Here is a 24,407-nt window from a genome sequence, read left to right on the forward strand (position 1 = left end):
CACGACGGGGGAGAGCACGAGCGGCCCGCGCGGTCGCGGGTTCATGGCGCGCACGGGGGTGGCGCCATGAGCGCGCGCCTGCGCGGTGTCGCCAAGGAGACCGAGCAGATCGTGGCGGCGGGCGGCTACCGCGCGCCGGACGGCCGGGAGGTGTCCATCGCCGCCGCCGTCGACGCGGCCCGCGCGGGCACGCGGATGTACGGCCCCGAGCCGGTCCCCGTGCCGGACACGGCCCCGGTGACCACGTCGTTCGAGGTCACGGGGGAGTCCAGCCTGGAGGCGGCCCGCCGCCTCGGCGCCGGCACCGCCGTGCTGAACTTTGCCTCCGCGCGCAACCCCGGCGGCGGCTTCCTGAACGGCGCGCAGGCCCAGGAGGAGGCCCTCTGCCGCGCCTCCGCGCTGTACACGTGCCTGCGGGCGGCGCCCGGCTTCTACGACCACCACCGCGCCCGGCGCGACCCCTTCTACACCGACCGCGTCATCCACTCGCCCGGAGTGCCCGTCTTCCGCGACGACCGGGGCCGTCTCCTCGCCGAGCCGTATCAGGCCGGCTTCCTGACCGCCGCCGCCCCGAACGCGGGCGTCGTACGGCGTACGGCCCCCGAGCGCGCCGGCGAGGTGCCCAGCGCGCTCGCCGGACGCGCGGAGCGGGTGCTGGAGGTCGCCGCCGCGCACGGCTACCGGCGGCTGGTGCTCGGCGCCTGGGGCTGCGGCGTCTTCCAGAACGACCCGGCGCGGGTCGCGGAGGCGTTCCGGGGCCTGCTCGGACCGGGCGGACGGTTCGACTCCGCGTTCGAGCACGTGGTGTTCGGCATCCTCGACCGCACCCCGGACAGCGCCACGCGCGCGGCGTTCGCCCGGACCTTCCCGGAGCGTCAGGTCCAGCCGTAGCGCTCGTGCAGCCGGCGCCGGACCAGGTCGAAGCGGCCCCGGTCCAGGGCGCACGCCTCCCGGCGCATCCCCTCCTCGTGCAGCCGCAGCACCCGCTCGACCCCCACCCAGGAGTCCCGGCCGGTGCGGTCCCAGGGCCCGCTGCCGATCGCCACCCACTCACGGTCGCCGTCGTGCCGCTTGCTGGACAGCTGCACCGCGAGGAACGTCCCGGCGGCCTCCCGCGCCACCACCAGCACGGGGCGGTCCTTGCCCCGGCCGTCGTTCTCCTCGAAGGGCACCCAGGTCCAGACGATCTCCCCGGGGTCCGGGTCGCCGTCGTGCGCGGGCGAGTACTCGGTGCGCACCTTGCCGACCGCGCGCGGATCGGCCTCGGTGGTCGCCGTACGGCCGTGCCGGCCCGGGACGTTCTCTTCGGTGTACGTGTTCACGCAGGCACCCTAAGGGCTGTCCGTACAGCCCTGGCCAGAGGGTCAGAAGGGTCAGCCGGTCGCGACCGGGGCCGTCTCGCCCCGCTGCGGGGGCCACAGTTCGTGCCAGCGCAGCTCCGACTCCAGTTGCGCGGCGAGGGAGATGAGCAGCGGCTCGCTGTGCGCGGGACCGAGGAGCTGGCCGCCGACGGGCAGGCCGCCCACGAATCCGGCCGGGATGTTGACGCCGGGCCAGCCCAGCACGTTCCACGGCCACGCGTACGGGCAGGCCGCGATCATGGCCCGGTCGGTGGCGAAGCCGCCGAGCCCGGCGAGCGCGCCGATCCGGGGCGGGGGAGCGGCGGTGGTCGGCGCGAGCACGACGTCGTACGTCTCGTAGAACCGGCCGATCCGGCGGTGCAGGACCGCCTCGGCGCGCCGGGCCGCCCGCAGCGGGGGCCCGCCGAGGAGCCGGCCCAGCCGGACCGCGCTCCGGGTGCGCGGGTCGAGGAGCGCGGGGGAGGGCACGTCGGCCGCCCACTCGGCGATGCCCGCCGTGGCACGCGGCACGAACGTCAGCCCGATCCTGCCGTACGGCGGGTCGGCCTCCTCGACGTGATGGCCCAACTCGGCGAGCCGGGCAGCCAGTTCGACGACCATCGCCCGCACCTCGGGCAGCAGCCGAGCGGGCACGGCGGTGAACGGCGGCTTGAGGGAGAGCGCGATGCGCAGCCGTCCCGGGTCGCGGCCGGCGGCCGCCGAGGCGTCGACGGCGGGCGGCCGGTGCGGGTCGCCCGGGTGGTTGCCCGCGGCCGCGTCCAGCAGCAGGGCCGCGTCGGCGACCGTCCGGGCGAGGGTGCCGTTGACGGTGATGCCCTTGAAGGACTCGCCGCGCGGCCAGGTCGAGATGCGCCCGCGCTGGGGCTTGATGCCGATGAGATGCGTCCAGGAGGCCGGGATGCGGACCGAGCCCGCGCCGTCCGAGCCCAGCGCCGCCGGCACCAGACCGGCCGCGACCGCCGCCGCCGAGCCGCCGGACGAGCCGCCCGGGGTGTGCTCCGGGTCCCAGGGGTTGCGGGTCGCCCCGAAGGCGGGCCCCTCCGTGAACGGCCACTGCCCCAGCTCACAGGTGTTGGTCTTGCCGACGATCACGGCCCCGGCCGCGCGCAGCCGCCGTACCGCCTCACCGTCCTCGGCGACCGGCGGGAACTCCCCTCGGCAGCCGAACGCGGTCGGCTCGCCCGCCACGTCCATGTCGTCCTTCACCGCGACCGGCACTCCGAGCAGCGGCAGCCGCTCACCGGACGCCAGCCGCTCGTCCGCCGCCCGCGCCTCGGCGAGGGCGGCCTCGGCCCGGACCACCCGGAACGCGTTGAGGGACCCCTGCGTGGCCTCGATACGCGCCAGCGCGTCGGCGACCAGAGCCTGCGAGGTCACCTCCCCCTCGGCCAGCGCGCGGGCGGACTCCACGAGACCTGCGGCACGGTCGGGCGTCATACGGGGCACCTCCGGGACGACGATGTCTACCGAACGGTAACCTCCGGCGGGCCCCGGCGAAACGTTTTCGCCCGGTGTGGCTCCCAGGACCTGGCAACCGCACCCGCCACCCGCGCGGACGGGCCGTCAGGCGGCGACCGCGGCCACATAGGGCGCCAGCTTCGACGGGTTCATCACCCACATCAGCCGCTCGATGCCACGGTCAGAGACATCCGCGCAGAGCAGCGCCACCGGGTGGCCCTCGCGCCACACCAGCACCGCCGGCCTGCCGTTCGCCTCGACCCAGCGCACCCGCGACCGCGGCCAGAACCGCGGGGCGAACGCGGCGAGGTACCGGGCGACCCGCTCCCGCCCGGCGACCGGCACCCTGGACGCCCCGCGCATCCCGCCGCCGTCGGCGTAGCTGACGACGTCCTCGGCGAGCAGCTCCTCCAGCGCGGTGAGCGTGCCGGTGCGCGCCGCCTCCAGGAACGTCTCCAGCAGGCGCCGGTGCGCGCTGTCGCTCACCGGCTCCCGGCGTGCCGCCTTCAGATGCTTCCGGGCGCGGCTGACCAGTTGACGGGTGTGGGGCTCGCCCGTCTCCAGGATCTCCGCGATCCGCTCGTACGGGTAGTCGAAGGCCTCCCGGAGCACATAGGCGGCCCGTTCGCGCGGGTTGAGCTTCTCCAGCAGGAGCAGGACGGCCAGATCGACCGCCTCGGCCCGCTCCGCGCCCAGCTGCGGATCGGCACGCGTGTCGACCGGCTCCGGAAGCCACGGCCCCACATACGTCTCACGCCGCTTCCGGGCGGACTGCGTGGAGTTGATGGCCAGCCGGGTGGTGACCGTCGTCAGGAACGCGGCGGGTTCCCGGATGCCGGAGCGGTCGGCGCGCTGCCACCGCAGCCAGGTCTCCTGGAGGATGTCCTCGGCGTCCGCCGCGCTGCCGAGCATGCGGTAGGCGATGCCGAAGAGCTGGGGGCGGGCCGCGACGAAGTCCTTCATCGCGTGCTCGAGCGAGTCCCGGTCGTCCGCGGCGCGGTCGAGGGGTCCGCTGTCGTCCCGGTCGCGCATCGTGCCTCCAGCCCCAGACCACCATGCTATGGCGTGGTCCGCCGGGGCGCCCCGGCGGACCACGGCGTGTGTGGTCAGCCGAACTGGCCCGGCTGGTAGTCCCCGGCGGGCTGCCGGTTGATGACGTTGACGCGGTTGTAGGCGTTGATGAGGGCGATCAGCGAGATCAGCGCGAGGAGTTGCTCCTCGTCGAAGTGCTTGGCGGCCCGGGCCCACGCCTCGTCGGTGACACCGCCGGACGCGTCGGCGATCCGGGTGCCCTGCTCCGCCAGTTCGAGGGCGGCGCGCTCGGCGTCCGTGAAGACCGTGGCCTCGCGCCAGGCCGCGACCAGGTGGAGGCGCTGGGCGGTCTCGCCGGCGTGCGCGGCGTCTTTGGTGTGCATGTCGGTGCAGAAGCCGCAGCCGTTGATCTGGCTGGCGCGGATCTTCACCAGCTCCTGGACGGTGCCGGGCAGCGACGAGTCCGAGATCGCCTTGCCCGCGGAGTTGACGTGCCGGAGCACCTTGCCGGCCAGAGGGCTGCCGAAGAAGTCGAGACGCGGTTCCACTGTGAACTCCCGAAGTAGAGAGGGGATACACCTCCCTGACCGATCCGGAGCCGCGGATGTGACATGGGGGCGGTGTGGCGTGCGTCACCGCCCACCTGGCAGGCCGCACTTGGGCGATCAGGTTGACCAACTCCCGCCCGCCAAAGGGACCTTCGGCCGTCCGTCAGGCCCCGCCCGCCCATGATCCGAAATGTTGAACAAGTGACCTATGTGCACTTGTGGGAAAAGATGCGCGCTCTGTGGCGATGTGGTCATCTGGGTTGTGGAGGCTATGGCTGACCCCAGAGGAGATGGTGATATGCCTTCCATGGACAAGGCGACCAAGGACACGACCGGCGTCCGGACGGACCTCGACGCGGCACTCGACCCCGCCGAGCCCGACGGAGTGTTCCGCGACAGCCGGGAGTGCGCCGCCCTGGCGCTGCTCTCCGCAGACACCCAGCTGCTGCTGTCCCCGCCCACCCCCCGCCCCAAGAAGGGCTAGGGACCGGCGAACCGACAGGAGCACGCTGAATGGAGCAGTCAGGCACTTCGGCCCTCTTGCAGGGCGCGGTGCAGGACCTTGCGTCCGACGTGGTCTCCGCCCTCCGGGGCGGGGACCATGTGCGCATGTCCGGCACCTCGGCCATGGACGACGTCGAGGGGAGCCTCACCCTCGCGGCGGTGCGGGTCCTGGGAGCGGATCTGCTGCTTCCGCACGTCCTGTTCCCGGCCCCGCCCGCACCCGACGCACTCGAGGCCTTCCGCCGTACGGCGGAGGCCTATCCGCCCCGCCCCGACGCCGCCCCCACCGTCCGCTGGAGCCACTGGGCGATGCGCCGCACCCTCGCGCGCCTCGGCTCCCCCCTGCCCGCCCCGCCCGGCGAGGACGCCGGGGAACCCGGGACCGACTGGCTGGAGACGGCCACGTGGCAGGTCCTCACCCATCAACTCGCCGTCCTGGCCGCCCTGGCCGTACCCGGGGAGGACAGCGCGGTGCTCCGCGTGGCCCGCGGCCGTCCCGTGGACCTCGCCCGCGGCTTCGTCCGGGCGGTACGCCGCCGAGACTGGCAGCAGGCGGCCGGAGCGGGACGCTGGCTGACCCTCGTCGACGGGGTGCCGGACACGCTCGGCCTCGAAGCCGGCCTCGACTTCGTGGAGCTGATGGGCGGCACCGACCCCCGGGTCGCGCTCCAGGTGCAGGCCGCGCGGGTGATGCGGGCGGCCGGAGCACTCGTATGACGCCGACTGACGTCGCGCGCATCCACGAGGTGGGCGCCGCGGCGCTCGCCTGGCTGTCCGCCCACCGCGACGAGTTCGCCTTGGGCGAGGGCGCGCTCGCCGCCGACGGACAGGTCGACGCCACCTGGAAACCACTCGGGGAACTCGCCCAGACCTGCGCGAGCGTGTGCGCGCACACCCCGGCCGGCGACCCACTGCACGAGACGGCCGCCGAACTGCTGCGGTACGCCTGGCGCCAGACCGGCCAGGGCGAACTCTTCCCACGGCTGCAGCGGCTGGAGCCCTTCGCCACCTACCCGTTGGAGATCTACTCCGTCTTCGCCTCCGCCGGGCTGCGGCACCCCGGGTACGAGACGTCCGCCGCCACCACCGCCCGCACCCGCGGCTGGCGGCTGACCGAGCAGGATCCGACCCGCCGGCTCGGCGTGCTCAAGGCCGAGCGGCGCGCCGGCATCCGCCGGGCCGAGGACGCCGGGGAGGTGCTGCGGCACACCTGGCTGGGCGGTCTGCCGGAACCCTGGACGTTCGAGCGCTCGGCCGGATACGCGCTCACCCACGTCGTCTTCCACCTCACCGACTGGGGGCGCGCCCCCGACGCCGTCCCCGCCGACCTGGCCGGCTACCTCGGCCACTGGCTGCCCGCCTGGCTCGACACCTGCCTGGACGCCGGGATGTGGGACCTGAGCTGCGAGCTGCTCGTCGTGGCGGCGAGTCTGCCGGACCCACCCGACCTCAAGACCCTGCGCGCCGCCTGGCCCCGGATCGCCGGGGCCCAGTGCGAGTCGGGCGCGCTGCCGCAGCAGGACCACCCGGACCTCGGCGGCGACCGGGAGCCGGACTTCCTGCACTGCTACCACTCCACGCTCATGGCCGCCTTCGCCGCCGCGCAGTGCCTCACCCGCCTGACCGCCGTGGCCGCCGCCGGAACCGGCGGACACCACCGGTACAGGGGACAAGGAGTGCCCGGATGACCGACCCCCGTCTCATGCACACCGTCGGCGTCCGCGCCCTGGAGTGGCTGTGGGCGCACCGCGACGGCTTCCGCCTCGAAACCGACGTCGACCCCGAGATCGGCTTCCTGGACCGCTTCAAACCGGTCGGCGAACTCGCCCTGATCTGCCGGGTGCTGTTCCGCGAGGGCGTGGCCGGGTCCCGGCAGGCCGACCTGGCCCGCCGGCTCCTCGACCACACCTGGCGCGAGACCCTCGACGGCGGCCGGATGCTGGCCCGCGGCCAGCGGACCGAACCACTGTCGCCCATCCCGTTCGAGGTGTACCTGCCGTACAAGGAACTCGGGTACACCGAACCCGAGGTGGAGCGCGCGGTGCGCCTCTACCACCGGCTGGAGAGCTGGTCGGCCCTGGAGGTGGACCCCAACCGGCGGCTCGGGCTCGCCGCGTTCCAGCGCCGCTTCGGCCTCGCCCCCCGCACCCCCGAGGCCGATCTCGCGGGCGCCACCTGGCTGGGCCACACCCCCGAACCGTGGACCGTCAGCGGCCACATCGCCTACGACGTCACCCACACCGTGTTCCATCTGACCGACTGGGGTGCCCGTCCCGAAGGCCTGCCGCCGCACATCGCCGACTACCTCGCCGCCTGGCTGCCGGTCTGGATCGACGACTGGCTGGACCTGGAACGCTGGGACCTGCTCGGCGAACTCCTCGTCGTCGACGCCTGCCTGCCCCGCCCCACCCTGGACGAGCGGGCCTGGGCCGGCTTCGCCGCCGCGCAGCAGGCCGACGGCGCCATGCCGGCCGTACGGTCGATGCCCGAGGGCGACCCGGACGAGGTGTTCGACCTCGTGTACCACCCCACGCTGGTCGCCGCGTTCGCCTCGGTGCTGGCCACGTCCCGGGCCCTCTCCGAACTCACCCGCGCCACCGCATGACCGCGCCCGCCACGCCCTGGCCGGGCCCGGCGCAGGACACCGCTCCGCGGGCCGCCGCACCCCTCGCGGACGACGGCACGACCGAGCGGCTGGTGCGGGCCGTCGACGCCGTGGACGCCCCCGACGTCGTCTTCGCGCTGTCCCGCGACGGCCGCCGCACCCTGCACTGCGGGGGCACCGCTGTGTCCCCGGCGGTGCCCCGGCAGGACCTGCGCTACGAGATCGGCTCGGCCTCCAAGGCGTTCACCGGACTGCTGTTCGCGCGGCTCGTCGAACGCGGCCTGCTCACCGGGGGCGAGCCGGCCGCCGCCTGTCTGCGGCCGGGCCGGCCCGCCGGAGCCGACCCCGCGACCCTCGCGCACCTCGTCACCCACACCGCCGGACTGCCCGCCCTGCCTCCCGGCTTCTACGTCCGCGCGCTGCCCGCCTGGCGCACCAACCCGTACGGCCGCTACCCCGCCGAACAGGTCGTCGACGCCTTCCTGCACCACCGCCCCCGGCACCGGCCCGGCACCCGCTGGCACTACTCCAACTTCGGGGTCGCCGTGCTCGGGCACGCCCTGTCCGCCGTCACCCGCACGCCCTGGGAGGAGCTGCTCGCCGCCCAAGTGCTGCGCCCGCTCGGTCTGACCGGCACCGCGCCGCGTCCGGAGGACCCGAAGACCGACGCGACCGGGCACGGCAAGGACGGCCGCACCCCCGTCCTCCCCTTCGACGCCGGCGGCTTCGACGCGGCCGGTGCCGTCCGGGCCACCCCGCACGACCTGCTCACCTTCCTGGAGGCGCACCTCGACCCGGCCGGCTCCCCGCTGGCCGGTGCGCTGCGCGCCGTGCGCACCCCCGTGCTGCGGAGGGGCCGGGGGCATGTCCACGTACACACGGTGGCGTGGTTCCAGCACCCCACCGACGGCGGTCCGATGTACTTCCACAGCGGGGCGACCCTCGGCCAGCAGGCGTTCCTCGGCTTCCGGCCGGACACCGGGACGGCGCTGGTCGCGCTGTGCACCCGCCGCTACCGGGCCCGCGACCCGTTCGTCCCCACGGCGTACGCGCTCCTCGCCGAGGACTGACGCACACCGGCCGGTGCGGGGGAGTGCCCCGCACCGGCCGCGGTGCGTCCTGCGTTACGGGCTACACCCGCTGCCAGAGGGCGGGGGTGCCGTCCGGCGCCCACCGGCTCTGCGCCTGGTGGCTCTGCAGGCACTGGTAGCGCACCCCGCCGACGGTCACCGTGCTGCCCGCCTCGTAGACGCGGCCCGCCGCCCACTGGTCGTTCGCCGGTTCGTCCTGCGGGGCCTGGGTGCCCTTCTGCGCGGTGGCCGTCTTCAGGACCAGGCCGAAGTCGCTCAGGATCGGGTTGACCGGCTGGTAGTAGGTGGTGCCGCCGCTGGTGCAGTCACCCGAGCCGCCCGACGTCACACCCTGGGCCTGCGACCCGGACAGGTAGGGGCCGCCGGAGTCCCCGGGCTCGGCGCACACGCTCGTCCGGGTGACCCCGTCGACCGTGCCCTGGGAGTAGCGGACGCTGGTGTCGTGCTGCTGGATCGTCCCGCAGTGCCAGCCGGTGGTGGACCCGGAACGGCAGATCGACGCGCCCACGAGCGCCTGCACGGACCCGGTGACCTGGGTCTTCTGCCCGCCCTCGCCCTTGACGTCGGCGGTGGCGGTCCAGTCGCTGTTCGCGGCGACCCAGGACATGTCCTTCCCCGGGAACGTCGACGCCTGGAACTCGCCCTGCGCGGCCTGGTTGACGCCCGTGGTCCTGTTGCCCGGCTCGCCGCAGTGGCCCGCCGAGGCGAAGCCCTGCTGGTCGCCCTTGGTGACGGAGAACCCGATCGAGCAGCGGGCGGAGCCCTCGATGTAGTAGGCCTCGCCGCCCACCAGGTCCGTCAGCGGCCGGGGCCGCTCGGCCGACACGACGACGGCGACGCCCGCGTTCTGGGCACCGGCGGCCTTGATGAACGAGGTGGCGGCCGCGCGCCGGACCGCCCGGACGACGACGCGGTTGGACGGCACGTCCACGTACCAGACCGGGGCTTCCTTCGTCCCGGCCTCGGCGGCCGCCTTGTCCAGCTTCTCCTTGACGGCCCGCAGGTCGGCGAGGGGCCGCTGCACGACGGCCGCCTTCGCGCCCTGCGCCTCGATCGCCGACACGTCCGACGAGTGCGTCGTCGCCACGGTCAGCTCGGCCGCGGTCGTCCCCGTCAGCCAGGCGCCCGCGAAGCGCTGCCCGAGGGACAGGCGCAGCCGACCCGCGCGGACGCCCGCCTCGGCCTCGTTCACCAGGCGCTCGGCCGCCTGCGCGGGGGTCAGCTTCAGGTCCCGCTCCAGGGCGCGCAGCACCGGGGCCGGGGGCTTGTCGGCCCCGACCGTCTGGGCGGCGGTGGACGCGGGCAGCGGCGCGGGAGGCGGGGCGGTGGCCGCGGCCGTGGTCATCGCGGTGACGGCGAGGACGCCGAGAGCGGTCAGGGCGGCGCGGCGGCCGTCCGTGGGTCTGCCGAGCATGCGTGAGTACCTCCATCGAGTTCGCTTGCATCTGCGACGAGTGGAGGCCTTGACGAGAAGAGATCAGTAGATGTCAGAAGAGATGCTTTTTAGCGCTTTGGGGGGTTCCGTGGCGTGTCATGTGCACCAGCGGCGGTGGGGTCGGGAGCAGGGTGGGGGGCCGCGAAGGCCGGCCGTTCGCGGGTCCAGCGCGGACCCTTTCCGGCATCGATCCCCGGCTCCTGCGTGTCCCTAGACTTTCATCGTTCGTTTTCTTGAGTCGTTCGTGTTTAGCGCGATAGGTTGTGCGTCATGAGCGCAGCCCGGACTCCCACCCCCGCCGAGGAGCTCCGTGGCGCCGGCCTGCGGGTGACCGCCGCGCGCGTCGCCCTGCTCGAGGCCGTCCGCGCCGGAGACCACCTCGGCGTCGAGGCCATCGCCTCGGGGGTGCGCGACCGCGTGGGCCATGTGTCGCTCCAGGCCGTGTACGAGGGACTCCACGCCCTCACCGCGGCGGGACTCATACGCCGTATCGAACCGGCCGGCAGCCCCGCCCGGTTCGAGGGCCGCGTCGGTGACAACCACCATCACGTCGTCTGCCGCTCGTGCGGTGTCGTCGCCGACGTCGACTGCGGGGTCGGCGAGGCGCCCTGTCTGACCGCCTCCGACGACCACGGCTTCGCGATCGACGAGGCCGAGGTCATCTACTGGGGCCTGTGCCCCGACTGCTCCACCACCGGTGCGCCCCGCGCACTGTGATTCACCCAGTCCAAGTCCGGAAGGTTTCCCATGGCTGAGAACTCCGATGCGATCGTCACCGATGCGAAGGCGGAGGGCACAGGCGGCTGCCCCGTCGCGCACGATCGCGCCGCGCACCCGACCCAGGGCGGCGGAAACCGCCAGTGGTGGCCAGAACGGCTCAACCTGAAGATCCTTGCCAAGGACCCCGTCGTCGCCAACCCGCTCGGTGAGGACTTCGACTACCGCAGGGCCTTCGAGGCCCTCGACCTCGACGCCGTGAAGCGTGACATCGCCGAGGTGCTGACCCAGTCGCAGGACTGGTGGCCCGCCGACTTCGGCAACTACGGCCCGCTGATGGTCCGTATGGCCTGGCACAGCGCCGGCACCTACCGCATCAGCGACGGCCGCGGCGGCGCCGGCCGCGGCCAGCAGCGCTTCGCCCCCCTGAACAGCTGGCCGGACAACGGCAACCTGGACAAGGCCCGCCGTCTGCTGTGGCCCGTCAAGAAGAAGTACGGCCAGTCCATCTCCTGGGCCGACCTCATGATCCTCACCGGTAACGTCGCCCTGGAGACCATGGGCTTCGAGACCTTCGGCTTCGGCGGCGGCCGCGCCGACGTCTGGGAGGCCGACGAGGACGTCTACTGGGGTCCCGAGACCACTTGGCTCGACGACAAGCGCTACAGCGGCGACCGCGAGCTGGAGAATCCGCTCGGCGCCGTTCAGATGGGCCTCATCTACGTCAACCCCGAGGGCCCCAACGGCAACCCGGACCCGATCGCCGCGGCCCGCGACATCCGTGAGACGTTCCGCCGCATGGCGATGAACGACGAGGAGACCGTCGCCCTCATCGCCGGTGGCCACACCTTCGGCAAGACACACGGCGCCGGCCCGGCCGACGCCGTCGGCAACGACCCCGAGGCCGCCGCCATGGAGCAGCAGGGCCTGGGCTGGAAGTCCACCCACGGCACCGGCAAGGGCGGCGACGCGATCACCTCCGGCCTGGAGGTCACCTGGACCACCAAGCCGACCCAGTGGACCAACGACTTCTTCGACATCCTCTTCGGCTACGAGTGGGAGCTCACCGAGTCCCCGGCCGGGGCCAAGCAGTGGGTCGCGAAGGACTCCGAGGAGATCATTCCCGACGCCCACGACCCGTCGAAGAAGCGTCGGCCCACGATGCTCACCACCGACCTGTCGCTGCGCTTCGACCCGGTCTACGGCCCGATCTCCAAGCGCTTCCACGAGAACCCGCAGGAGTTCGCGGACGCCTTCGCCCGCGCCTGGTACAAGCTGACCCACCGTGACCTGGGCCCGAAGTCCCTCTACCTCGGCCCCGAGGTCCCCGCGGAGACGCTGCTGTGGCAGGACCCGCTGCCCGAGGCCGAGGGTCAGCCCATCGACGCCACGGACGTCGAGGTCCTCAAGGCCAAGATCCTCGAGTCCGGCCTGAGCGTCTCCCAGCTCGTCAGCACCGCGTGGGCGTCGGCCTCGACGTTCCGCGGCAGCGACAAGCGCGGCGGCGCCAACGGCGCCCGTATCCGCCTCGAGCCGCAGCGCGGCTGGGAGGCCAACGACCCGGACCAGCTCGCCCAGGTCCTGCGGGTCCTGGAGGGCGTCCAGCGCGACTTCAACACCGGCGCCAAGAAGGTCTCCCTGGCCGACCTGATCGTCCTCGGCGGTTCCGCCGCGGTCGAGAAGGCCGCCAAGGACGGCGGGTTCGACGTCCAGGTGTCGTTCACGCCGGGCCGCGTCGACGCGACGGAGGAGCACACCGACGTCGAGTCGTTCGCCGCGCTCGAGCCGACGGCCGACGGGTTCCGCAACTACCTCGGCAAGGGCAACCGCCTCCCGGCCGAGTACCTGCTGCTGGACCGCGCCAACCTGCTCACGCTGAGCGCCCCCGAGATGACCGTCCTGGTCGGCGGCCTGCGCGTGCTGGGGGCCACCCACCAGCAGTCGCAGCTGGGTGTCTTCACCGAGACCCCGGGCGCCCTGACCAACGACTTCTTCGTCAACCTGCTCGACATGGGCACCGAGTGGAAGTCGACGTCCTCGGACCAGACCACGTTCGAGGGCCGGGACGCCGCCACCGGTGAGCTGAAGTGGGCCGGCAGCCGTGCCGACCTGGTCTTCGGCTCCAACTCCGAGCTGCGCGCGCTCGCCGAGGTCTACGCGAGCGACGACGCCAAGGAGAAGTTCGTGAAGGACTTCGTCGACGCCTGGGTCAAGGTCATGAACCTCGACCGGTACGACCTGGTCTGATCACCGGACCGATCGACGGGACGCCCGGGCCGGCCGCGCAGGCCGGCCCGGGCCTCCCCGCGTCCGGACGGGCCCACCGCTGTGACGGGCTTCACCGGCGTCGTGAGGTGTGGGGGAGACCACGGGGGGAACGTGGCCGCGGCCATGTCCCCGGCCCCGGGTGCGGAGCTACGGTGTGCGCGTTCCCGTACCTCGTCAGCGTCTCGGACGGTCCGGCAGTGCTCGCAGATCTCTCCCCGCTCATAGCGGCGACCACCCAGTGGCTGATCCGCTCCTACCCCGCCTGCGGCGGGGCGCTCGCCGACGCCCTCGGCGAGGTCCAGGCCCGCCAGGCCGTGACCGTCGCCGCCTGGCTGCGCTACCCGACCCCGACGGACGTCGCGCTCGTGTCGATGGCCGGACCCGGCGGCTCCGCGAGCCTCGACTGGATCACCGGCGCCGACTCCGCCCCCGACGACGCCGACAGCGCCTGGCGCACCTGGGTCGACGAGGTCGTGGCGAGCTGGGCGGCCTGCCTGCTCACCGACCCCGAGCTGGCCCGGCAGGCCGTGGCCGCGACGGCCGAGGTCGGCCACGCCACCGCGGTGCCCGCCGAGTTCCGCCGGCTGGTCTCACCCGATCCGTACGACCGCGAGGCGGCGGCGCTGCTGCGCCACCCCGACCTCGTGGCCCCCGTGGCCGCCCTGCACGGCGCCGCCCTGCGGGAACGCCTCGGCACCGGTCCCGCCCTGATCGCCTGAGCGAGGGCTCAGGGCTTCTTGCCGCGGCCCGACAGCGCGTCGCGCAGCCGGTCGACCAGCCCCGTCCCCGGCGCCAGCAGCTTGTTCGCCGGCGGCTTGTCCGGGGCCGCCGGGTGCGGCCGGGTCGGCGCCGTCTTCTTCGCCATCCGCACCTTGTCGCCCAGCTCGTCGAGCGCCTCCGGAGGGCAGGCCGCCCGCAGCTTCGGGAAGAGGTTCTGCTCCTCGTCCGCGATGTGCGCGCGCACCTCCGTCGTCAGCCGGTTGACCAGCCGGTTGAACGCGGTGTCCCCGACATCGCAGCCCTCGAGGTCCTTCATGATCTGCTCGGCCTCGGCGTGGTCCTCGATCTCCCTGTCGGCGATCGCGTCGCCGCCCTCCACATGCCGCCGGACCGCCGGGTACAGATACTGCTCCTCGGCCACCGAGTGCCGGATCAGCTCAATGGTGACCTGGTCGGCGTACAGCTTCCGCTTGCTGTCACCGGGCGGCAGAGCCTCGATCCGGCCGAAGAGCTCCTCGACCTCCCGGTGATCGGTCATCAGCTCGTCGATGACGTTCCCGCCGTGCCCCATCTTCTCCACCTCCGGTCCGCGACGGGCAGCCCCGGCCGGGCCGCCGCGGACCTCGAGTGCCCGCCCCGGTCCGGCTCACACGGCCCCCGTAGGGTGCGGTCATGACCTCGCAGACCTACCTCTCCGAACTGTTCTCCCTGGACGACCGGGTCGCCGTCGTGACCGGGGGCAGCTCCGGCATCGGCCGCGCCATCACCGAGGCCCTGGCCCGGGCCGGCGCCCGCGTCGTGGTCGTCGCGCGCCGGAAGGCGGAGCTCGCCGCCACGGTCGCCGGCCTGGAGGCGCACGGCTGCCGGGCCGCCTGGGTCAGCGCGGACCTGAGCACCCGGGACGGTGTGCGGGCGGCCGCCGAGGAGGCCGCCGGTATCTTCGGCGAGCCCGACATCCTCGTCAACTCCGCCGGTGTCAATCTGCGCCCGCCGCTGAGCGAGCTCGGCGAGGACGTCTGGGACACCACCATGGCCGTGAACCTGGAGGCGCCGTTCCTGCTGGGGCAGCGGTTCGGCCCCGGCATGGCCGAGCGGGGCTTCGGGCGGATCATCCACATCACCTCCCAGCAGGCCCACCGGGCCCTCGTGCAGAGCGGCGCCTACGGCGTCTCCAAGGGCGGCCTGGAATCGCTGGCCCGCTCCCAGGCCGAGGCGTGGTCGCCGTACGGTGTCACCTGCAACACGCTCGTGCCGGGGTTCGTGATGACACCGCTGAACACCCGGCTGTCGTCCGACCCCGAGAAGGTCGCCGCGCTCGCCGCGCGCACCCTGATCGGCCGCAACGGCCTCGCCGAGGACTTCGCGGGCGCCGCCGTGTTCCTCGCGAGCCGGGCCTCCGCCTATGTCACCGGGCAGTCCCTCTGCGTGGACGGCGGCTTCTCCGTCCACTGAGGCGCTCAGCGCAGATCGAGCCGCATGAGCACCCGGGGGTGCCCGGCCAGGACGGAGGTCGTGTCGGCCGCGTACAGGAAGCCGGCCCGCTCGAAGTTCCGGCGCAGCCCGGCGTACGCCATCGTCACGTCGACCCGGGCGTCCCCGTTGTCGCCGTTGTCGATGGGGTACGCCTCCAACACCGGCGCGCCCCGGTCCCGGGCGAACGCGACCGCCCCCGCGATCAGTGCGTGGGTGACACCCCGCCCGCGGTGGCCGGGCCGGACCCGCAGGCACCACAGCGACCACACCGGCAGTTCGTCGAGGTGCGGGATCGTACGGCTGCGGGCGTACGCCGTGTCCGCGCGCGGGGCCACCGCCGCCCAGCCGACCGGCTCGTCCCCGTCGTAGGCGAGCACCCCGGGAGCCGGGTCGGCGCGGCACAGCTCGGCGACGTACGCGCCGCGCTCCGGGCCGCGCAGCTGTTTCTCGACCTTCGCCGGGAGGCGGTGGCTCAGGCACCAGCAGACCGACGCCGTGGGCGACTTGGGGCCGATCAGGGTGCGGACGTCCTCGAAGACCTCGGCGGGGCGCACATCGAACTCCATGACGGGCACGATGCCACGCCCGCCCCAGGGGAAGCAGCCGGTCCGCCTCAGGCGGGGGTCCGGAACGCCTCCAGCGTGTCGGTGACCTGTTCGTCGGGGACGACGCCGAAGTCCTCGTACCACTCGCCGACCGCGTGCAGTCGCGGCGGCTGGACGAGGCAGACGAGGTCGTCGCACTCGGCCCGCAGCGCGGCGACCGTGCGCGGGTTGCCGACCGGCACCGCCAGTACCAGCCGCGCGGGCCCGTGCCGGTGCACGAACCGCAGCGCCGCGGTGGCGGTCAGCCCGGTGGTGAGCCCGTCGTCCACGAGGACGACCGTGCGGCCCTCCACGGACGGTAGCGGGCGCCGCCCCCGATAGCGGTACTCGCGCTGGTGCAGCGCGTTCCGCTCGTTCACCACGATGTCCCCGAGCCGGTCCTCGGACAGATGCATCATGGCCAGGCTGGTGCGGTCGTACAGGGGCGGGTCGTCGGCGACGAGCGCCCCGATCGTGGTCTCCGGCCGGACCGGGGTGCTGATCTCCCCGGCGACCAGGACGTCCAGCGGGGCGTGCAGCGCGCGGGCCACCTCGGCCGCCACGGGCACCCCGCCGGGCGGCAGAGCCAGCACGACGAGGTCGAAGGGATCACCGGAACCGGCCCGCTCGGTCAGCCGCAGAGCCAGTTCCCGGCCGGCGTGGGTGCGGTCGCGGAAGGACATGGTGCCTCCTCGGCGTCGGCGCGGGCGCCGGGTGCCCGGACCGCCGTAGGCGAAACGCCGGACGCGCCGCCCACGGCCACATATGCCGCCCACGGCCACATATGGTGCCGGGCCGGGGGTACCCGGTGCGTCCGGCCGCGTACCGGGCGACGGCCCGCCCGTGCCCCGGTCCGCGGCGACTCCCAGGCGAGGGGACGCGCCATGACCGACTTCGACCACTCAGCCTCGGCCACGCAGGACGCCCTGCGCACGGTCGTGGAGAACGGCGCCGACCAGACGGCGCTGAGCACGCTGGCGGACAGCGAGGTGCTGGTGCCGGCCGCGGCGGACGGCGAGGGCCCGGGCCCCGCGGCCCTGACGCTCCCGGTGTTCGAACAGCAGGACGGCACCTCCCTGGTGCCGGTCTTCACCTCCTCGGCCCGGCTGGCGGAGGCCATGCCGCAGACCCACCGGCACCACACGGTCCGGCTCGGCGCGCTGGCCCACGGCTGGCCCTCCGACGAACTCTCCCTGGTCATCGACGCCGGCTCGCCCGAACAGCTGGCGCTGACGGCTCAGGGCGTACGGGCACTGCTCGACCGGGACGACGACGCCTGAGCCGTACACGCGCGTCCGGGGGACGCCCGGATTGATCGCTTTTGGCTTTCGGCCGAGCGGGAACCCGGGCCCGCACCACGCCCGTTCCACCGGTCCAGGAGGCCGTCGTGACCGACCCGCAGCACACTCAGCAAGACCCGGCCACCCAGCATCCGCAGCCGGAGTTCCCGGAGCAGGACCAGCCGCACCCCGGCTGGACCGGCCCGATGGACCCGCCGCCGGACCACGGCGAGGACACCTACCGCGGATCGGGGCGGCTGGAGGGCCGTGCCACCGTCATCACCGGCGGCGACTCGGGCATCGGGCGGGCCGTCGCGCTGGCCTTCGCCCGCGAGGGCGCCGATGTGCTGTTCACGTACCTGGACGAGGAGGCCGACGAGGCCCGCGAGACCGCGCAGCTGGTGGAGGAGGCCGGCCGCAAGGCGGTCGCCGTCTCCTGCGACATCAGGGACGAGGAGAACTGCCGGGCCCTGATCGACCGGGCCGTCGAGGAGTTCGGGCGGATCGACGTGCTGGTGAACAACGCCGCCTACCAGATGTCCCAGCCGGACGGCATCGAGGCGATCAGCACCGAGCAGTTCGACCGCGTGATGCGCACCAACCTCTACGGCATGTTCTGGCTGACCAAGTTCGCCGTGCCGCACATCCCCAAGGGCGGCAGCGTCATCAACACGACGTCGGTCCAGGCCTACAAGCCCAGCCCGCATCTGCTCGACTACGCCACGACCAAGGGCGCGATCGTCACCTTCACCCAGGGGCTGGCCCAGATGCTGGTCGAGCGCGGCATCCGGGTCAACGCGGTGGCGCCGGGCCCGGTGTGGACGCCGCTGATACCGGCGACGCTGCCCGACACGGCCGAGTTCGGCAAGCAGAGCCCCATGGGCCGCCCGGCCCAGCCCGCCGAGCTCGCCCCCGCCTATGTCCACCTCGCCTCCCAGGAGGCCAGCTTCATCACGGCGGAGATCGTCAACGCGACAGGCGGCACCCCGCTGCCGTAACCGCTCGCTTTTCGCGCACACGGGATTCTCACCCGCCGCCGGGTGTGGGTCCCGTGTCCGTGGGTAGGGCGGCGGCATGACTGGCAGCAGACCCGCCACCGGACGCTGGGCCGTCCGACTGACCGTCCGGTACGCCGGGCTGCGCGGCGGCCGTCGAGAGCGCATGGTGGTGTCATGAGCACGCGTCCCCTCGTGGTGGTGCAGCCGCCGGAACCGGACGGTGGGCGTCCGGTGACGATCCGTGGCGAGCCCACGGGCACCGCGTACAGCCTGTTCGACGTGATGGACCTGGTCCACCGCGCGGGCCTGCCCGCCGAGGACCGGGCCGTCGACGACCCCGAACTGATCGAGTGGCGCGGCGGCGGACCGTACGACTGGACCGCGCCGCAGGGCTCGGACAGCGCGTCGGACGACACCGCGGAGGCGTCGCCCGACACATGACGCCGCGGCCCGCGCCGACGGCCGGGCAGGCCGCGTCCGAAGGAGCCGTCATGCCGGACATGGAGCAGGACGAGGCGCGCGAGCGGTTCGCCGCGGCACGGGTCGCCCGGCTGGCGACGATCGCCCCGTCGGGGCGCCCGCACCTGGTGCCGGTGGTCTTCGCGCTGCGCGGCGACGAGGTGGTGACCGCCATCGACCACAAGCCGAAGCGCACCCCCCGCCCGGCGCGGCTGCACGACATCGCCGTCCACCCGGCCGTCTGTCTGCTCGCGGACCGGTACGAGGACGACTGGGAGCAACTGTGGTGGGTGCGGGCGGACGGCGGCGCCCGCGTCCTCGAACCCGACGCCCCCGACGAGGAGACCCGCGCGCGGTGTGTGGAGGCGGCGGACCTGCTGCGCGGCAAGTACCCGCAGTACGCGGAACGGCCCCCGCACGGGCCGGTCATCGTGGTGTCCGTCCTGCACTGGACGGGCTGGCGGGCCGCGCCCGCGAGCTGACGGATCACCCGAGGGGCCACAGGGCCATTGACCCTGTGCCGTCCATGAACGTAACCTGCGTCTGCATATGTAGACAGCACCCGCAGAACGGCGTCCCGTCATGACCCAGCCCGTCGTCACCCGCATGTCCGTGTACCCGGTCGCCGGACGGGACGCGATGCTCCTCAACCTGTCCGGCGCGCACGCGCCCTACTTCACCCGCAACGTCGTCGTCCTGGAGGACTCCGAAGGGCGTACCGGACTGGGCGAGGTGCCCGGCGGCGAGGCCATCACCCGGACCCTGCGCGACGCCGAGCGGCTGGTCGTCGGCGCCCGTGTGGGCGACCACAAGCGGGTCCTGCGGGCGATCGGCTCGGAGTTCGCCGACCGTGACGCGGGCGGCCGGGGCGCCCAGACCTTCGACCTGCGCACCACCGTGCACGCCGTCACGGCCGTCGAGTCCGCCCTGCTGGACCTGCTCGGGCAGCACCTGGAGGTCCCGGTCGCCGCCCTGCTGGGCGACGGCAGGCAGCGCGACTCGGTCCGCATGCTCGGCTACCTCTTCTACGTCGGGGACGCCGACCGCACCGGACTGGACTACGTCCGCGACCCCGGCTCACCGGTCGACTGGTACCGCATCCGGTACGAGCAGGCGCTGACCCCCGAGGCGATCGTCCGGCAGGCCGAGGCCACCCACGCCCTGTACGGCTTCCAGGACTTCAAGCTCAAGGGCGGTGTCCTGCCCGGCGCACGGGAGGTCGAGGCGGTCCGCGCGCTCAAGGACCGCTTCCCGGACGCCCGGATCACCCTCGACCCCAACGGCGCCTGGTCGCTGCGCGAGGCCGTCGAGCTGTGCCGCCCGCTCGTGGGCACCCTGGCCTACGCCGAGGACCCGTGCGGGGCGGAGGGCGGCTACTCGGGCCGGGAGGTCCTCGCCGAGTTCCGCCGGGCCACCGGGCTGCCCACCGCCACCAACATGGTCGCCACCGACTGGCGTCAGCTGACCCACGCGCTCGCCCTGCAGTCGGTGTCGATCCCGCTGGCCGACCCGCACTTCTGGACCATGCAGGGATCGGTACGCGTCGCCCAGCTGTGCCATGAGACGGGGCTGACCTGGGGGTGCCACTCCAACACCCACTTCGACATCTCGCTGGCGATGATGGCCCACTGCGGCGCGGCGGCGCCGGGGGAGTACAACGCCTTGGACACGCACTGGATCTGGCAGGAGGGCCGCGAACGGCTCACCGTCGAACCGCCCACGATCACCGGCGGCGAGGTCGCCGTGCCGGACACCCCCGGGCTCGGCGTCCGGCTCGACCGGGACCGGCTGCTCGCCGCCCATGAACTCCACCGCGAGAAGGGCCTGTCCGGGCGGGACGACGCCGCCGGGATGCGGCATCTGATCGACGGCTGGACCTTCGACCCCAAGCGGCCCTGTCTCGTACGCTGAACCGGCGTGCGTCAGCCGGCCTCGGCGCGCGGAAGCACGGTGACCCGGCGGAAGTTGCACGCCGCCCAGTGCGCCGAGACGTCGGTCGGCGGGCCGCCCTGATGTGCCTTCAGGGCGACACTGACCAGGCTCATCAGCAGGTCGACGTCCGCCTCGCAGCCCAGATGCAGCGTCACCCAGCGCGACCCCGGAACCAGCCGCACCGCCGTGGTCTCCCACAGGCCCCGCCCGAAGCGCTGGATCGCGGGCAGGGTGAGATGCAGATCCACCTCCCGGTCGGAGTGGAAGTGCACGATCTCGCTGTGGGCGGAGCGCAGTGCCCGCCCCGCGCCGCAGCCGGCCGGACCCGCACTGAGGTCGGGCCAGACTTCCAGGCGTTCCATGGCGCGTTGGGCCAGTGTCATGGCCCCATAGTCGCGCGATCATGGCCCGGCAACCAGAGGTTGGACGAACCGTAATCGGCGTGTGAGGTCGCACGACGCCGCCCGCGGCCGGGGCGGCGGGCGGCGTGCCATGCGCAAGGGGCGTCCTAGGTCGTGTCCGCAAAGTCCCGGCTGCCGTTCGACGCCCGGCACTCCCCCAAGCTCTTCGAGCAGGGGGGACCCCCACTCGCCGCACCGGCCGGCCACCCGCGTACAACCAGTACGCGGGAGCCCGTCCGGCGCGCCGAGAGCACGCACCGGACGCCGCTCGGCCCGCCCTACGGGCGAACGACGCCACTTTCGAAACACGCCCTAGCGCGCGCCGGTCCAGTTGTGCGCGACGTCGACGACGATCCGGCCGTCCGTCACCCACACCCGGAACGGCAGCCGGGCCCGGACGCCGAGACCGATCTGCGTGTCCCCTTCGAAGCTGCCGACGAACCGGGCGTCCCGGAAGGTCCGGTACCCGGTGAGGTTCACGCCCGGCAGCCGCTGGCCGGCCCGGGCCGGGTACGTGGGCTTCCCGCTGTCGGGGTCGTAGGCGGGCGCGTTGACCCGGACCTCGATGACGGCCCCGCCGCCGACGGTGACGGGACGCCCCGAACCGTCCTGGTGGATGCGGTCCACGTACTGGACGGTGTAGCCGAGCCGCCCGGTGGCCGCGCCGGGGACGTCGACGACCATGCGGTCGAAGCAGGCGTGCCGGCCGGTCCTGACGTTCGTCACCGGCTTCATGGTGGCTTTCGAGCGGGTCTCGGCCAGGCTGCCCCAACCGGTGGGGCAGGCCGTGGCCTTCGCGGTGGTGGTGGTCGTGGTGGCCCCGGCCGGGACGGCCGCCACGGCCGACGTGGCGACCACGAGCGCGGCGGTCGCCGCCCACGCCATTCTTGTTCGTCCCATTGTGTCCCCAGAGAGGTGAAGTGCCTGATATCTGAGGAGACAACCGACTTGACGCAAAGGTTGCACCGGGGCCGGAATTTCGTGGTCCGGCCGACGGGGAGCCGTGCCGCGCACGCCGTACCCTGGGCCCCGTGCACAGCGCCCTCGACACCCCGGCTGCCGCGGCGGCGCACTTCACCGGGCTCGCCGCCACCGGCGAACGCTCCCTCTCCTCGGCACTGACCGAAGTCACCCTGGACGACGGGCGCGTGGTCATGGTCAAGCGCGCCGACGACGACCGGGCCGCCCGTGCCGAGGCCGCGGGACTGTGCTGGCTGGCCGACGCGGGCACGGTCCGCGTCCCACGGGTGCACGGCCACGACGCGCGCTGGCTCGTCACCGACCGGGTCGCCACCGGACGGCCCGGCGCCGAGGCCGCCGAACGGTTCGGCCGGGACCTGGCGGCCCTGCACGCCGCCGGCGCCCTCGCGTTCGGCGCGCCCCCACCCGGCGGACCCGAGGACGCGTACATCGGCCGCGCCCCGATGCGCAACACCACCGGCCCCGACTGGCCCGCCTGGTACGCCGCGCACCGCGTCCTGCCGTACGTCCGCCTGGCGGTCGACGACGGGACGCTGAGCCCCGCCGAGGCGGCCGTGTTCGAGCGGGTCTGCGACCGGCTCCCCGAACTGGCGGGCCCCGCCGAACCTCCCGCCCGGCTGCACGGCGACCTGTGGAACGGCAACGTCCTGTGGGGCGCCGACGGGCACGTCCGGCTGATCGACCCCGCCGCCCACGGCGGGCACCGCGAGACCGACCTCGCGATGCTCCAGCTCTTCGGCTGCCCCCATCTGGACCGCGTCCTGGACGGCTACCGACGGCACACGCCGCTCGCCGACGGCTGGACCGCACGTGTCGGCGTGCACCAGCTCTTCCCGCTCCTCGTCCATGCCGTCCTGTTCGGCCGCGGCTACGCCGAACAGGCCCTCACCACCGCCCGGGCTGTCCTACGGCAGTAAGGGAGACCGGAGGAAATCCGGGCGAGGCGTTCGGCGTCCGGGGTGCCGGGCTCCGCCGTGTAGACCATCAGCCGCAGATCGCTGCCGGTCACGGCCAGGATGTCGCAGTCCAGGGTGAGCGGGCCGGCCTCGGGGTGGTCGACGACCTTGCGGCCCGTCTCGTGCCGGCCGACCGCGCCCGACTCCCACAGCTCGGCGAAGCGGGGACTGCGCTCCCGCAGCCGCGCCACCAGTTCCCGCAGCCGGGGGTCCGCCGGATACCGGCTCACCGTCGCGCGCAGATCGGCGACGATCCCCGCCTCGAAGTCCCGCCGCTCGCGCTCCGTGTGCCGCACGCGGCCCCGCGGACCGAGGAACGCCCGCCACACGCCGTTGCGTTCGAAGCCGCGCAGCGCCCCCGGGTCCCCCATCAGGGCGGCGTACGGGGGATTCGCCTCCAGCAGCGTCCAGGCCGCGTCGTGGACGCCGACCGGCGTCCCGCTCAGCCGGTCCAGCAGCCGCCGTACGCTCGGCGTGAGATGACCGGGGACCGTCTCGGGGCCGGGCGGCACCAGGTCCGCCAGCCGGAACAGATGCGCGCGCTCGTCCGCCGACAGCCGCAGCGCCCGCGCCAGGGCCTCCACGATCTGCGCGGAGGGATTGCTCGCCCGGCCCTGTTCGAGCCGGGTGACGTAGTCGGCCGAGATCCCGGCCAGCAGGGCCAGTTCCTCACGGCGCAGCCCGGCCGCCCTGCGGTGCCCGCCCGGTGGCAGCCCCGCGGCCTGCGGGGGCACCCGGTCCCGCCAGCGGCGAAGGGCCTGCCCGAGTTCCGTCGCCGTCATGCCTCCCAGTCAACACCGTCCGCCGGGTGGGTGCCTGGTACCGGCAGTCCCAGGAAGACGGGACTGCTGGCAGTGCCCTTGGCCGCGCGGGAGGCTGGGCGCATGACGACGACACTCATCACCGGAGCGAACAAGGGACTCGGATTCGAGACGGCACGCCGGCTCGTCGAGGCCGGCCACACCGTGTACGTCGGCGCCCGGGACGCCGACCGGGGCCGCGCGGCCGCCGAACGGATCGGCGCGCGGTTCCTGCTGATCGACGTGACCGACGACGCCTCGGTCCAGGCCGCCGCGAAGACCGTCGAGGCCGACGGAGGGCTCGACGTGCTGGTCAACAACGCGGGTATCGAGCTGCGCGGTCCCGGCAACAGCGTGCCTCCGGCCGGCGACACCACCGCCGACGAGATGCGGACCGTGTACGAGACGAACGTCTTCGGCGTCGTGCGGGTGACCCACGCCTTCCTGCCCCTGCTCCGGCGCTCCCCGGCACCCGTCGTGGTGAACGTCAGCAGCGGACTCGCCTCGCTGGCCGGTCTCTCGGACCCCGACTCACCGGCGCACTTCTACCAGGCCCTCGCCTACCCGTCCTCCAAGACGGCCGTCAACATGATCACCGTGCAGTACGCCAAGGCGTTCCCGGGCCTGCGGATCAATGCCGTCGAACCCGGCTTCACCGCCACCGACCTCAACGGGCGCACCGGCACCCAGACCGTCGAGGAGGGCGCGGAGATCATCGTGCGGATGGCGCAGGTCGGCCCCGACGGCCCGACCGGCGGCTACTTCGGCATCGACGGGCCGCTGCCCTGGTGAGGCCGCCGCGCG

General features: G+C 73.7%; 28 protein-coding genes. 17 read left to right on the forward strand and 11 right to left on the reverse strand.

The genetic code is table 11. The features are described 5' to 3' along the window. Window positions 1-66: 66 nt before the first annotated feature. A complete protein-coding gene (locus DC008_RS30835) occupies window positions 67-891 on the forward strand; it encodes a TIGR02452 family protein (RefSeq protein WP_164492401.1) in 825 nt (274 codons plus the stop codon). Here DC008_RS30835 and DC008_RS30840 read toward each other — a convergent pair. From DC008_RS30840 to DC008_RS30855, 4 genes are all read right to left on the reverse strand, one after another. Beyond that, the gene (locus DC008_RS30840; protein ID WP_108709788.1) at window positions 876-1,322 is read right to left on the reverse strand and encodes a type II toxin-antitoxin system PemK/MazF family toxin; all 447 of its coding nucleotides are present in this window, start codon (window positions 1,320-1,322) and stop codon (window positions 876-878) included. The two genes, DC008_RS30835 and DC008_RS30840, sit on opposite strands and share 16 nt — an antisense overlap. 51 nt (window positions 1,323-1,373) lie before the next feature. Continuing rightward, the gene (locus DC008_RS30845; protein WP_108709789.1) at window positions 1,374-2,798 is read right to left on the reverse strand and encodes an amidase; all 1,425 of its coding nucleotides are present in this window, start codon (window positions 2,796-2,798) and stop codon (window positions 1,374-1,376) included. A 126-nt stretch (window positions 2,799-2,924) separates the two neighbouring features. After that, a complete protein-coding gene (locus tag DC008_RS30850; RefSeq protein WP_108709790.1) occupies window positions 2,925-3,851 on the reverse strand; it encodes an RNA polymerase sigma-70 factor in 927 nt (308 codons plus the stop codon). 74 nt (window positions 3,852-3,925) lie between these two features. Continuing rightward, a complete protein-coding gene (locus DC008_RS30855) occupies window positions 3,926-4,399 on the reverse strand; it encodes a carboxymuconolactone decarboxylase family protein (RefSeq protein ID WP_108709791.1) in 474 nt (157 codons plus the stop codon). A 298-nt stretch (window positions 4,400-4,697) separates the two neighbouring features. Here DC008_RS30855 and DC008_RS30860 point away from each other — a divergent pair, with 298 nt between their 5' ends. Genes DC008_RS30860 through DC008_RS30880 form a run of 5 tightly spaced genes read left to right on the forward strand, consistent with a single transcriptional unit; the run spans window position 4,698 to window position 8,578 of the window. Then, window positions 4,698-4,883, forward strand: a complete 186-nt coding sequence (locus DC008_RS30860; protein ID WP_086872279.1) for a hypothetical protein — start codon at window positions 4,698-4,700, stop codon at window positions 4,881-4,883. 29 nt (window positions 4,884-4,912) lie between these two features. Further along, the gene (locus DC008_RS30865; protein ID WP_108709792.1) at window positions 4,913-5,620 is read left to right on the forward strand and encodes a hypothetical protein; all 708 of its coding nucleotides are present in this window, start codon (window positions 4,913-4,915) and stop codon (window positions 5,618-5,620) included. Continuing rightward, window positions 5,617-6,591, forward strand: coding sequence for a DUF6895 family protein (locus DC008_RS30870; protein ID WP_108709793.1), 975 nt, complete (start codon window positions 5,617-5,619; stop codon window positions 6,589-6,591). Before DC008_RS30865 ends, DC008_RS30870 begins: the two co-directional genes overlap by 4 nt. Then, a complete protein-coding gene (locus tag DC008_RS30875) occupies window positions 6,588-7,508 on the forward strand; it encodes a DUF6895 family protein (RefSeq protein ID WP_108709794.1) in 921 nt (306 codons plus the stop codon). The genes DC008_RS30870 and DC008_RS30875 overlap by 4 nt, the downstream gene beginning before the upstream one ends. Next, on the forward strand, window positions 7,505-8,578 hold the full coding sequence (locus DC008_RS30880; RefSeq protein WP_108709795.1) for a serine hydrolase domain-containing protein: 1,074 nt from the start codon (window positions 7,505-7,507) through the stop codon (window positions 8,576-8,578). Before DC008_RS30875 ends, DC008_RS30880 begins: the two co-directional genes overlap by 4 nt. Before the next feature lie 61 nt (window positions 8,579-8,639). On the opposite strand, the gene DC008_RS30885 is transcribed toward DC008_RS30880, so the two are convergent. Continuing rightward, complete coding sequence (locus DC008_RS30885; protein ID WP_108709796.1) at window positions 8,640-10,013, reverse strand: alpha-lytic protease prodomain-containing protein; 1,374 nt, start codon at window positions 10,011-10,013, stop codon at window positions 8,640-8,642. Window positions 10,014-10,304: 291 nt separating this feature from the next. Here DC008_RS30885 and DC008_RS30890 point away from each other — a divergent pair, with 291 nt between their 5' ends. The 3 genes from DC008_RS30890 to DC008_RS30900 all read left to right on the forward strand — a co-directional run bounded on the left by DC008_RS30890 (window position 10,305) and on the right by DC008_RS30900 (window position 13,738). Next, the gene (locus DC008_RS30890; RefSeq protein ID WP_108709797.1) at window positions 10,305-10,751 is read left to right on the forward strand and encodes a Fur family transcriptional regulator; all 447 of its coding nucleotides are present in this window, start codon (window positions 10,305-10,307) and stop codon (window positions 10,749-10,751) included. 30 nt (window positions 10,752-10,781) lie between these two features. Next, window positions 10,782-12,998, forward strand: a complete 2,217-nt coding sequence (katG, locus tag DC008_RS30895; RefSeq protein WP_108709798.1) for a catalase/peroxidase HPI — start codon at window positions 10,782-10,784, stop codon at window positions 12,996-12,998. A 218-nt stretch (window positions 12,999-13,216) separates the two neighbouring features. Then, window positions 13,217-13,738, forward strand: a complete 522-nt coding sequence (locus tag DC008_RS30900) for a hypothetical protein (protein WP_055619519.1) — start codon at window positions 13,217-13,219, stop codon at window positions 13,736-13,738. Between the two features lie 8 nt (window positions 13,739-13,746). On the opposite strand, the gene DC008_RS30905 is transcribed toward DC008_RS30900, so the two are convergent. Then, window positions 13,747-14,310 carry a hemerythrin domain-containing protein gene (locus tag DC008_RS30905; RefSeq protein ID WP_108710944.1) on the reverse strand — a complete coding sequence of 188 codons (564 nt, stop codon included), beginning with the start codon at window positions 14,308-14,310 and terminating at the stop codon, window positions 13,747-13,749. 101 nt (window positions 14,311-14,411) lie between these two features. On the opposite strand from DC008_RS30905, the gene DC008_RS30910 reads away from it, so the two are divergent. Beyond that, window positions 14,412-15,191, forward strand: coding sequence for an SDR family NAD(P)-dependent oxidoreductase (locus DC008_RS30910; RefSeq protein ID WP_108709799.1), 780 nt, complete (start codon window positions 14,412-14,414; stop codon window positions 15,189-15,191). A gap of 5 nt (window positions 15,192-15,196) precedes the next feature. Here the strand turns inward: DC008_RS30910 and DC008_RS30915 are convergent, their stop codons facing one another. Continuing rightward, entirely contained in the window at window positions 15,197-15,778 is a 582-nt protein-coding gene (locus DC008_RS30915) for a GNAT family N-acetyltransferase (RefSeq protein WP_108710945.1), read from the reverse strand. A gap of 47 nt (window positions 15,779-15,825) precedes the next feature. Next, window positions 15,826-16,479, reverse strand: a complete 654-nt coding sequence (locus DC008_RS30920; RefSeq protein ID WP_108709800.1) for a phosphoribosyltransferase — start codon at window positions 16,477-16,479, stop codon at window positions 15,826-15,828. A 201-nt stretch (window positions 16,480-16,680) separates the two neighbouring features. Here DC008_RS30920 and DC008_RS30925 point away from each other — a divergent pair, with 201 nt between their 5' ends. The 5 genes from DC008_RS30925 (at window position 16,681) to DC008_RS30945 (ending at window position 20,444) form a co-directional block, all read left to right on the forward strand. Then, window positions 16,681-17,076 (forward strand): SseB family protein, encoded by a 396-nt coding sequence (locus tag DC008_RS30925; protein WP_108709801.1) that lies wholly within the window; start codon window positions 16,681-16,683, stop codon window positions 17,074-17,076. 107 nt (window positions 17,077-17,183) lie between these two features. Next, on the forward strand, window positions 17,184-18,074 hold the full coding sequence (locus tag DC008_RS30930) for an SDR family oxidoreductase (protein ID WP_108709802.1): 891 nt from the start codon (window positions 17,184-17,186) through the stop codon (window positions 18,072-18,074). Window positions 18,075-18,248: 174 nt separating this feature from the next. Continuing rightward, complete coding sequence (locus DC008_RS30935; protein ID WP_108709803.1) at window positions 18,249-18,515, forward strand: hypothetical protein; 267 nt, start codon at window positions 18,249-18,251, stop codon at window positions 18,513-18,515. A 50-nt stretch (window positions 18,516-18,565) separates the two neighbouring features. Beyond that, window positions 18,566-19,015, forward strand: coding sequence for a TIGR03668 family PPOX class F420-dependent oxidoreductase (locus DC008_RS30940; protein ID WP_108709804.1), 450 nt, complete (start codon window positions 18,566-18,568; stop codon window positions 19,013-19,015). A gap of 100 nt (window positions 19,016-19,115) precedes the next feature. Further along, complete coding sequence (locus tag DC008_RS30945; RefSeq protein WP_108709805.1) at window positions 19,116-20,444, forward strand: enolase C-terminal domain-like protein; 1,329 nt, start codon at window positions 19,116-19,118, stop codon at window positions 20,442-20,444. An 11-nt stretch (window positions 20,445-20,455) separates the two neighbouring features. Here DC008_RS30945 and DC008_RS30950 read toward each other — a convergent pair whose 3' ends face one another. Both DC008_RS30950 and DC008_RS30955 read right to left on the reverse strand, forming a co-directional pair. Then, window positions 20,456-20,848, reverse strand: a complete 393-nt coding sequence (locus DC008_RS30950) for a luciferase domain-containing protein (RefSeq protein WP_055618924.1) — start codon at window positions 20,846-20,848, stop codon at window positions 20,456-20,458. A 330-nt stretch (window positions 20,849-21,178) separates the two neighbouring features. Further along, window positions 21,179-21,766 carry an AMIN-like domain-containing (lipo)protein gene (locus tag DC008_RS30955; RefSeq protein WP_234350706.1) on the reverse strand — a complete coding sequence of 196 codons (588 nt, stop codon included), beginning with the start codon at window positions 21,764-21,766 and terminating at the stop codon, window positions 21,179-21,181. 131 nt (window positions 21,767-21,897) lie between these two features. On the opposite strand from DC008_RS30955, the gene DC008_RS30960 reads away from it, so the two are divergent. Next, entirely contained in the window at window positions 21,898-22,764 is an 867-nt protein-coding gene (locus DC008_RS30960; RefSeq protein WP_108709806.1) for a fructosamine kinase family protein, read from the forward strand. Here the strand turns inward: DC008_RS30960 and DC008_RS30965 are convergent. Further along, window positions 22,716-23,585: a helix-turn-helix domain-containing protein gene (locus DC008_RS30965; protein WP_108709807.1), complete on the reverse strand. Its 870-nt coding sequence runs from the start codon at window positions 23,583-23,585 to the stop codon at window positions 22,716-22,718. The genes DC008_RS30960 and DC008_RS30965 overlap by 49 nt on opposite strands. A gap of 102 nt (window positions 23,586-23,687) precedes the next feature. Between DC008_RS30965 and DC008_RS30970 the strand changes: the two genes are divergently transcribed. Further along, window positions 23,688-24,395 (forward strand): SDR family oxidoreductase, encoded by a 708-nt coding sequence (locus tag DC008_RS30970; protein WP_108709808.1) that lies wholly within the window; start codon window positions 23,688-23,690, stop codon window positions 24,393-24,395. Window positions 24,396-24,407 lie beyond the last annotated feature (12 nt).

This window comes from Streptomyces nigra, assembly GCF_003074055.1.
Taxonomy (GTDB): domain Bacteria; phylum Actinomycetota; class Actinomycetes; order Streptomycetales; family Streptomycetaceae; genus Streptomyces; species Streptomyces nigra.